This window comes from Microcoleus sp., from assembly GCF_049646505.1.
In the GTDB taxonomy this organism is placed as follows: Bacteria; Cyanobacteriota; Cyanobacteriia; order Cyanobacteriales; family Microcoleaceae; genus Microcoleus.
Window position 1 is genome coordinate 1 of sequence record NZ_JBARVX010000620.1, and the last position, 9,594, is coordinate 9,594.

The 9,594-nt window shown below is 45.8% G+C and carries 10 protein-coding genes and 1 tRNA gene; 6 read left to right on the forward strand and 5 right to left on the reverse strand.

Annotated elements, in window-relative coordinates; translation table 11 throughout:
- The 3 genes from WBA89_RS28830 to WBA89_RS28840 form a co-directional block, all read left to right on the forward strand.
- Positions 1 to 2,328: CHAT domain-containing protein (locus tag WBA89_RS28830; protein ID WP_424411049.1), on the forward strand; the 2,328-nt coding region annotated here is incomplete at its 5' end.
- Between the two features lie 5 nt (positions 2,329 to 2,333).
- On the forward strand, positions 2,334 to 2,648 hold the full coding sequence (locus WBA89_RS28835) for a hypothetical protein (protein WP_424411050.1): 315 nt from the start codon (positions 2,334 to 2,336) through the stop codon (positions 2,646 to 2,648).
- A 5-nt stretch (positions 2,649 to 2,653) separates the two neighbouring features.
- On the forward strand, positions 2,654 to 4,174 hold the full coding sequence (locus WBA89_RS28840) for a hypothetical protein (RefSeq protein WP_424411051.1): 1,521 nt from the start codon (positions 2,654 to 2,656) through the stop codon (positions 4,172 to 4,174).
- A gap of 7 nt (positions 4,175 to 4,181) precedes the next feature.
- Here the strand turns inward: WBA89_RS28840 and WBA89_RS28845 are convergent, their stop codons facing one another.
- The 4 genes from WBA89_RS28845 to WBA89_RS28860 form a co-directional block, all read right to left on the reverse strand.
- Positions 4,182 to 4,538, reverse strand: a complete 357-nt coding sequence (locus tag WBA89_RS28845) for a DUF5615 family PIN-like protein (protein WP_424411052.1) — start codon at positions 4,536 to 4,538, stop codon at positions 4,182 to 4,184.
- Positions 4,531 to 4,929, reverse strand: a complete 399-nt coding sequence (locus WBA89_RS28850) for a DUF433 domain-containing protein (protein WP_333240257.1) — start codon at positions 4,927 to 4,929, stop codon at positions 4,531 to 4,533. The genes WBA89_RS28845 and WBA89_RS28850 overlap by 8 nt, the downstream gene beginning before the upstream one ends.
- 37 nt (positions 4,930 to 4,966) lie before the next feature.
- The gene (locus WBA89_RS28855; protein ID WP_293348538.1) at positions 4,967 to 5,179 is read right to left on the reverse strand and encodes a helix-turn-helix domain-containing protein; all 213 of its coding nucleotides are present in this window, start codon (positions 5,177 to 5,179) and stop codon (positions 4,967 to 4,969) included.
- A gap of 229 nt (positions 5,180 to 5,408) precedes the next feature.
- Positions 5,409 to 5,492 (reverse strand) — tRNA-Leu (locus WBA89_RS28860).
- Positions 5,493 to 5,720: 228 nt separating this feature from the next.
- On the opposite strand from WBA89_RS28860, the gene accC reads away from it, so the two are divergent.
- The gene (accC, locus tag WBA89_RS28865; RefSeq protein WP_194060267.1) at positions 5,721 to 7,076 is read left to right on the forward strand and encodes an acetyl-CoA carboxylase biotin carboxylase subunit; all 1,356 of its coding nucleotides are present in this window, start codon (positions 5,721 to 5,723) and stop codon (positions 7,074 to 7,076) included.
- Positions 7,077 to 7,368: 292 nt separating this feature from the next.
- On the opposite strand, the gene WBA89_RS28870 is transcribed toward accC, so the two are convergent.
- The gene (locus WBA89_RS28870; protein ID WP_424411053.1) at positions 7,369 to 7,653 is read right to left on the reverse strand and encodes a YggT family protein; all 285 of its coding nucleotides are present in this window, start codon (positions 7,651 to 7,653) and stop codon (positions 7,369 to 7,371) included.
- A gap of 298 nt (positions 7,654 to 7,951) precedes the next feature.
- Between WBA89_RS28870 and psbX the strand changes: the two genes are divergently transcribed.
- Together psbX and WBA89_RS28880 are read left to right on the forward strand one after the other, a co-directional pair.
- Positions 7,952 to 8,071 (forward strand): photosystem II reaction center X protein, encoded by a 120-nt coding sequence (gene psbX, locus WBA89_RS28875; protein WP_193975715.1) that lies wholly within the window; start codon positions 7,952 to 7,954, stop codon positions 8,069 to 8,071.
- A gap of 284 nt (positions 8,072 to 8,355) precedes the next feature.
- A complete protein-coding gene (locus WBA89_RS28880) occupies positions 8,356 to 9,171 on the forward strand; it encodes a Ycf66 family protein (RefSeq protein WP_424411054.1) in 816 nt (271 codons plus the stop codon).
- The last annotated feature ends 423 nt before the right edge of the window (positions 9,172 to 9,594 follow it).

Here is a 9,594-nt window from a genome sequence, read left to right on the forward strand (position 1 = left end):
ATGGCTTACGCTAAAAGAATTAGAGGGAAAAAAGCATATAATCAAGAGTTGGTGCTTGCCAATTATCAAGATGCCTTAGAAGTTTATAGCCGTGAGGCATTTCCCCGACAATGGGCAATGATTCAAAATAACTTAGTAGATATCTCCCTAAAAATATCAGAAAATAATGCGTATAATGGGGAAATAGCAATTAAATATTGTCAATCTGCCTTACAAGTTTTTACCCGTGAAGAGTTTCCCCTAGATTGGGCAAAGAGCCAACATAACCTAGCAGCCACTTATCTCTTTATAAGTAAGGGTGAAAGACTAGATTACTTAGAACTAGCACTCACTCATAGCCAAGAGGCTTTACAAGTTCACATCCGTGAAAAAAATCCTTATGAATGGGCATTTACTCAACGTATTTTAGGACTCATTTACAAAGAAAAGGGTGAAATTAAATCGGCTACTGAATGTTGGCAATTGTCTCTGGAAATTTTCATTCCTGCATTGTTACCAGTAGAATGTTTTGGATCGGGTCTTTTGTTAGGTGACACTGCTTTTATTACTGAAAACTGGACAGTAGCCATACAAGGTTATGAAAAAGCAATACAAGCAGTCGAACAAAGTCGGGAATGGGCAACCAACGAAGCAGCCCGTCAAGAAATCCAATTAAACGCGATAGATGTCTATATCAAAATGGTGCAAGCCTGCATCAATGACGGACAAATTGAAAAAGCCCTCGAAACCGTCGAACGCAGCAAATCCCGCAACTTAGTCGAACTACTAGCAAATTCCGAACTAGAACCCAAATGCGATAACGATCAACTCAAACAGGACTTACGCAGGCTAAGAAGCACCACCTCATCAATACGGCAATTACTAGCCCAAGCAGACAACAACAGCACATTTAATCGCGACAGTTTCCAGGGATTTCGTAGCAGCGAAACATCCAGCTACACCCGCGATTATATCGCCCAACAGCGCCAACTCCTGCAAGAATATCAGCGCCAACTCGATGAAGTTTTCGCCCAGTGTCAGCAACTAGATCCCGACTTCACCCTCACTCAAGAAGTCAAACCTATTACCGTTGCCGAAATCCGCGATTTGATTGACTCCCACACCGCTATTTTAGAGTGGTATATTGGCACTGACAGTTTCCAACTTTTCATCGTCACCCAGTCAAGTTTGGAAGTTGTGCAGTTTGACAAAGCCGAATTAGACAAGCTAGAAGCGTGGAATCAGCAGTATCTCGAAGCCTTATTTAACAACACCAAAACCTGGCGAAAAAATCTTTCCGAGTCGCTGAATAGTCTTTCCCAGATATTGCGCCTCGATGAAATTCTCAATCATCCCGCCCTAGCCAAGTGTGACTCCCTGATTTTAGTTCCCCATCGCTATTTGCATCTATTTCCCCTTCATGCCTTATCAGTTAGCCATGAAACCTGGAAGCGGTTTAACCCTGAAACTTCGCATCTCCAACCCCCCGCCAACCCTTGTCTGCTAGATTGCTTCAAAAAAGGCGTGCGATACGCCCCCAGTTGTCAACTGCTGCAACGGGTACAACAGCGACAACGCCCACCCGCCGATACCCGCACCCTTTTCGCCATCCAAAACCCTACCGAAGACCTTGCCTACACTGATATAGAAGTAGAAGTCATCAAACAGGCCTTTACACCCGCCGACATTTTAATCAAACAACAAGCCACCAAAACCGCCCTCATCGACAACCTGGAAACCCTCGCCCAAGCGCACTACGTCCACTTCTCCTGTCACGGTTCCTTTGATTTCCAGACACCGCTAATTTCATCCCTAATCCTAGCAGGAGCGATGGAATCAACAGACTCACCCACCCCCACCGGGCAAAAATCCCTCCGATTGCGTTCCGGGGGACAAGCCAACCCCGCCAAATGCCTAACTCTGCAAGACATCTTTGCTACACTAAACTTACCTAAATGTCGCCTCGTCACCCTCTCCGCTTGCGAAACGGGGTTGACAGACACAACCAAGCAGAGTGATGACTGTATTGGCTTGGCTACAGGCTTTTTGTATGCTGGTAGTCAGGGGGTTCTCTCTAGTTTGTGGTCAGTCAATGACTTAGCGACGGCGTTTTTGATGATTAAATTCTATGAAAATCTGGAAAGTGCCGATATGGCAGTAGCCCTCAATACTGCCCAACTTTGGCTGCGGGATGTTACCAAATCTAAATTACTAGAATGGCTCGGCGAATTAAAATTAGATTCAAAATCAACCCAAGATATCGAGGATTTGCTTAAAAAATACAGGTCTGACAAAAAAATATTTAAAAGCCAGTTTTACTGGGCTGCATTTTGCGCTATAGGAAACTAAAAATCATGACTACAGATTCTCTCTTATTAGCTTTCCCAAATTTTGTGAAAAGCCAATCCATTGAAATAGACATTTTAAGGAAATTGGATCGAGCCTTAGAATCCGTCAGCAGCGAACCTTCGCAAAATACAGAGGAAACTCTAAATGAATGGTTATGCAACCACGAAGATATCACAGATCGGCTTAGGGAGTTTGAAGAAAATACCAGAGAAATTACCAAAGTTAAAGCTCCACAACCCAAAACAGGAGTTGCTAACGTCTTTCAAGAATTACGCGAAGCAGTGAAACAAAAACTCAAAGAGATCGAAAACGGGAAATAACTTTTATGTCTCCTCCCAAAATCTATGCGCCGAATGTTCATTTGTTTGCATATCAGTTGCGAAAACAATCTGAACAGCAAAAAGATAATCTCAAAGAACTATTTGAGAAAGGCGAAAATATCTTAAAAGAATTCGGGATTAATCAAACAATTGATATCCAAGACAAACCAGGATATCGAGTTGAACTTTGGACTCAACAAACCGAAGACGATGCCTCCATTTTCTTTGAAAAATGGTCAGATTCCCCCATCACCGGCATTGCTTATCCTGTCCGAATTCACGACACATTTGCCTTAGCATTGAATGTCCGCCGTCCCGAAAAAAACGAACAGGGAATTAAAACTGCTGACGTAGATATCGACTTTTTTAAACGGTTGCATCCTAGCGACTGCTGGATGCCAAGCCAAGTTAACGCTTCTCTAGGTCAAACTTTATTGTTAACTCTTTGGTACAGTCCAGAGAAAACTTGGCAATTTTGGAACTCAAGAGAAGATCAAAAAAAGCTGAAATCTTTGGCGGATAAATGCTTGCGAGCTTTTATTTCTGACAACTTAGACATTCCTCCATTTTACCAATCGGGTGAATTATTTGGTAGTCCCATTTTTGAGTATGGTATTCCCGATGGGTTAGAAAATTATTGTCACGTTTTAGTTTGGATATTCCTCACTCCTGAAACCGACACAAAATTACAAGAAGAATATCCTAATTTAGTTGATATATTTTGCTATCGTCATAAAATTATCCAGGCATATAAATTAAGTCGATCTGTCTATCAAGTCCTCTCCCATAACTCTAAAGAAATAAAAGCAGAAATAGCTATTGTTGAAAGTTTGCCAGACGATAAAACCTTAGATTCGAGTAATTTAGAAGAATTGAAAAAGGCACTTAAGCGCATTCCTAGCCTTAATTTTAGTTACGTTGAGTTAATCAGAGACTTGGATAATTACCGCCTCCCCCTTAAAATAAATCTTCAAAATTATAAAAGAGAGATCAAGCTGTTACAAAAAAAATACCCACAAGAAGATTTAAGCTTTTTGGAGAATTTCTCAGACGAAAATGCTCATATTTTTGAAGAGCAAATTCAAGCAGATTTGGACTATTTTGCAAAGGGATCGGATTTACTAGAAAAAGCCTTAGATGCTATCCGAGGGCGGGTAGAGATTGAACAAGCAGAAGGCGATCGCAATTTACAAAATACGATTCAAGCAGTCGGTACCGGCATCGGTGTAGGAGTTGGTGTCGCCGGAATCTTAGCCAGCAGCTACGACTCGATCAAAGAACCTTGGGATTTCCCCTCTCCCCAACATCCTTTCCTACCTCCCCATCCCTCCATTATGTTGATTGCAGTTAGTCTTTTGTTGGGTGGAGGTTTGGGATGGTTGGCTTGGTTTGGGACTAAGCGTCTTCTCAACGGTAAATCCTCACCTGGGCAGGCAAATTTAACCGATTCCCAAAGTCCACCAGTTAACCATATTTTGCAGGAAGCGGAAGAAGTGCGATCGACCAGAGATACAGAAGTTCGATAAGATAGAATTAGGTTCGCCATTGATTCAGCCAGCGGACTTGCCCTTTCCAGTCAGGAGCTTGTGTTTCTGAAAGCAGGCGATCGAGCGAAGCAATTAGACTAGATAATGTCCAACTGTTTTGAGCAGCCAAAATGATGCCACCATGTTCGGGATAACGCTGAGCTAAGACCTGAAAATCCCGGATATTAAACGTAAAAATACACCACCCTCGCGCTGTTGCTTCTAACAATTGAGCCTCATCGCTAGCATCTAAAGCCATCCACTCAGTCGGTGTCCGAGTGACATCGTGACTGCGAGATAAAAGGGCGGCTTGCAAAGCTTTAATAGAGGTATCGGCATCCAGATGCAATAGCGGTTTAGACATTAGCAGCTTCGATAATTTGCTCAGCGGCAATAGATGCGTCTATTTCTTGATGGTGAGCCGCATAAAAAGCGAGAACATCGTTCACTCGATCTTCACTTAAGTCATACTCAGTGGCAATTTGGTTTGGAGAAAAACCCCATTTCTGCGCTGCGATGACTACTGTTTGCACCCGCAACCGAGTGCCGCGCAAAACCGGAACGAGTTCGCCGCTAGCGCCGCGCACGTAGGTGATTTCAGGAAAAGCCGGATCGTCATTCCGCTGGTTGAGGGTAGCGACTTTTTCGGCTACAGCCCAGAGGATAAACTGATCGAACGAAATGCCTTGGAGTGTTGCCAATTTTTCAGCTTCTTGCTGTAACTGAACGGGTAAGTTTAAGGCGTAGGATGTCATCGATCTAACTTCCGTTTGCTAATATAATTTCATCGGTTCATTCTTTGACAACTTCCATTAATTCCTCAATCAAAACATCGAGGGTGCGAGCTATCTTTTGAATTGATGTGATATCAACCGTTGCGAGTCCTTCCGAACGAGCATAGTGCCTGACTGTGCTGTACGGAACCTCCGATCGATCGGCAACATCCTTTAGCGTCCATCCCTTTTCGTCCGCAAACTCTCGGATTCGGAACCTAACTAATCCCATTATACCTATTGACAAACGATAAGTATCTATGTTTTTAATTTACACACAATTGTTGATCGACAGTTAAAGAGTATTTTGTAGGGTGCGGATCTGTCAGAAGTTCGATCGCACTTAAAGATATCTGATGAATCCGCCGCCTACGGTACTCGATCGACTTTCTAGAAAAACCACTCAATACAAAACAACTGCCAACAGCCAAAAACTGTCAACAGTTGTTTTTTACATTCAATGCGGATGGCGAGACTCGAACTCGCAAGGACATAATGCCACACGCACCTCAAGCGTGCGCGTATACCAATTCCGCCACATCCGCTCTTTCCGGCAATCTCAGGGTTTTTTGCGTTACGAGTTAAAGATTCACAGGTTGAGGTTCCTGACATTTAACTTGTGACTTGCCCTTTTGCACCGCCGATTTAGAATCATAGCACCACTACGCGCAAAATGTAAAATAAATTTTTATGAACAATTTCTGCAAAAGCATTGTCCAGAACATACCGAAAGGCATTATTGTACAGAATATTGAGTGAATTAAGCAGCGAAGATGGGGTTCTCAAAAATTTTAATCGCTAATCGGGGGGAAATAGCCCTCCGCATACTTCGCACCTGCGAGGAAATGGGGATTGCCACGGTCGCCGTTCACTCCACCGTAGATAAACACGCCCTGCACGTCCAGTTAGCAGACGAAGCCGTTTGCATCGGCCCCCCCACCAGCAGTAAAAGTTATTTAAACATCCCTAACATCATCTCGGCGGCCCTGACGCGCAACGCCGCAGCGATTCATCCGGGGTACGGCTTCCTCGCCGAAAACGCCCGATTTGCCGAAATTTGTGCTGACCATCAAGTTACTTTCATCGGCCCGTCCCCGGCAGCAATGCGGGCGATGGGCGACAAATCCACGGCGAAAGAAACTATGCAGCGGGTGAAAGTTCCGACTGTTCCCGGTAGTGGCGGATTGCTGGCAGACGAACACGAGGCATTGTCATTAGCCCGCGACATCGGCTATCCCGTGATGATTAAAGCTACCGCCGGCGGGGGAGGCCGGGGTATGAGGCTAGTCAGAGAAGCGTCGGAACTTCCCAAACTTTTCCATGCAGCCCAAGGTGAAGCCGATGCAGCTTTTGGTAATCCGGGACTTTACTTAGAAAAATTCATCGAAAAGCCCCGACATATCGAAATCCAAATTCTCGCGGATAACTACGGTAATGTCATCCACCTCGGTGAGAGAGATTGTTCGATTCAGCGCCGGCACCAAAAACTGCTGGAAGAAGCGCCCAGTCCCGCCCTCAGCCAGAAACTCCGAGATCAAATGGGTCACGCGGCGGTGGCTGCTGCAAAAGCTATCAACTACACCGGTGCGGGTACTGTCGAATTTCTGCTTGACAAATCGGGCAAGTTCTATTTCATGGAAATGAACACCCGGATTCAAGTGGAACATCCTGTCACGGAGATGATTACGGGCCTGGATTTGATTGCCGAACAAATTCGCATCGCCCAAGGTGAAAAACTGCAAATCAAGCAAAATCAAGTAATTCTCAGCGGCCACGCGATCGAGTGCCGGATCAATGCTGAAGATCCCGATCGCAATTTCCGGCCTCATCCCGGCATCATCAGCGGTTATTTGCCTCCCGGCGGCCCCGGCGTGCGGATGGACTCTCACGTTTACACCGATTACGAAATACCTGCTTACTACGATTCTTTAATCGGTAAAGTAATTGTATGGGGGCGCGATCGACCTTCAGCCATCAGCAGGATGAAACGGGCACTGCGGGAATGCGCCATCACCGGAGTTCCTACCACCCTCAGCTTCCACCAAAAAATCCTCGATAGCCCCGAATTTCTCAGCGGCGAAGTTTATACGAATTTTGTTGAACAGTTCATGAACCAAAATGGTCAGTAGTCCTTAGTCATTAGTCAGTAGTCATTAGTCATTAGTCATTAGTGGGATTAAGGTGGGCAATGCCTGCGCGGCCCGCGTCAATCTGGTGAAGAATCTCCTTAAAAACTCGAAATTTCCTTTCTGGCAGTAGTCAAGACTCCTGCTAAGGACGACTGACGACTGCTAAGGACGACTGACGACTAACTACTGACGACTAAGAGGGCGGGCACGGGGGCACCGCCCCTACCAAGTGACGACTAACTAATGACTACTGACTAATGACTAATGACTAAGGACTACTGCCCACGGACTATTACATCATCATCGTCAGGATTCCTTGCTGGCCGAGAATCATTTCCCTGAGCAAGCTACAGATGCCGACCCAAATAATCGGCGTAATGTCCACTCCGCCGATCGGCGGTACAATCTTTCTAGTTAGGGCTAAAAACGGTTCCGTCGGCCAAGCAATCAGGCTCAACGGCAATTTGCTGAGATTTACTTCGGGATACCAAGTCAGGACGATGCGAAAAATAAATAGTAAAGTCATCACCACTAGGACAGATCCCAGAATCCAACTTGCAACGGTAATACCAGTCATGGGTCTTATCTCGAAATTTTAAGTTTTGTTAAGTCAGCTTTTCATAATTTTAACCGTTTCACAGGTGCGATCGAACAAAAGCTGCAGAGTTTTTCCGGCCTTATACCTTCGGAGCGAGAGGTTGCTGAGGTTTGAGGGGTGCTGGGGTGCGAGTTTTCGAGGGGGGAAATATGGCTCGCGCCCTAGATCCGCGACATCCCTACATCCATTGCAACATCCTTGGCCGAACTTCCCCGTAAGAACTGAGTGCTGATAAAATTAATAAAAATCAAACTCTTGTAACAAAGGTCTTGAATCTATGACTCCTTCACTCGCGAACTTTTTGTACAGCCTGCTGGTGGGCGTGGCGTTAGTAGTGATTCCAGCAACGATCGCCCTGATCTTCATCAGCCAAAAAGACAAAATCAAGCGCACCTAAAAAGTCTGCGGTTTCTAAGTCCGGCGTGAAAGTCAATTTGGGACTGCACGCCGGACATTTACCCGATCGAAAAAACCTCGGCTTTCAGCAACTGTGAAGGTCAAACCTTCGGTTGACTGCTTTCGCTGAGGTTTTTTGCCGTTAAACTCATTATTATACGGTTCCCCAACCAAGCAAAAAGCTTGGGCGGACGCTGCCCGAGCAAGTAAAGTCGGGTTCGCAGACTTAATTGATAGATTTAAAATCTAGCTCGCTAACATAGGAAAGACATAGGAGATAGGCTAATGGTCAATTTAGGATTGAACTGGAGCAGCCTGCTAGGGATCATCCTAGCAGTAGCAGGGGCAGGACTGTACTTTCTGCGATCGTGGCGTCCCAAACTAGCCCGAGACCACGATATTTTTTTTGCAGCAGTCGGCCTGCTGTGCGGCGGTATTCTGTTATTTCAAGGATGGCGGCTCGATCCAATTCTGGCCTTCGGTCAGTTCTTGCTGACCGGTTCGGCCATATTTTTTGCAGCCGAAAGCATTAAGCTGCGGGGAGCGACCACAGCCCAAGCCAAAAGTCGCGCCCAATACGTAGATGAAGAACGACCGGTCAGCAACGCCTACGCTTACGAGGGCTACGATACCGATATCGATCGGCTAGAACCAGAAGAAGACTACCCGCAGCGTCCCCGGATTAGGGGCAGCCAAGACTACCGTTCTTCGCGGGAAGCCTACGACGACGAGCCGCGCCGCCGTCCTTCGAGTCGCAGCGCCAGCATTAACACATCCAGGCCAGACTCGATGGTCGATCGACCATCGCGCAAGCGTCCCTCCCGTCCAGAAACCCCACCAACCCGAGAATCTGACAACTGGGACATTTCAGACAACCCCGAAGAAAGACCGGCCCGCAGCCGCAACCGTCGCCCCCCCGCTTCGGAAAACCCGAGTTCCGACACACCGCCGAGAACCAAAAAAACCCGTCCTGCGGAAGCATCGAGGTCTCGCCCCAGCAACGGCGATGTGGAAGCACCGCCGTCAGATTACGTGGAGTACCGACCAGTGGAATACCCGGAAGACCAACCGGATAATTCTCCCAGTTTCGACGACAAATAGGCAAATATAAGTAGGTGGGTGAAACTCAACATTTCTCCCACCAGCAAGGCAAAATATTAATTTGCGTTTATTGATGCCCATCTACTTATTTTTAAACAAATCTTCTTTTTTAATAACTATAAAATACGAAAATAAAAGGCTGGTAAATGCAGGAAAACACAGCTGCTCCGTCAATTATCACTTAATATTTTGGGCGTTGCTGAATACAAATATGAATTCAAGATTTCCCAATTGCTATAAGCCAAGTATGGTGAGCTTTGTAACATCAAGCGAAAAGTTGATTCATACAGTGAATCAGCAACGCCTTTTTTTTTACCGCAGAGGGCGCAGAGACCGCAGAGAGAAGAGGGAATAGAGGTCTTGTGGTAATGTCAAATCCAGTACAGTCAGCTCGCTCGAATTTCTCTCCTCTTTCTCTGATTT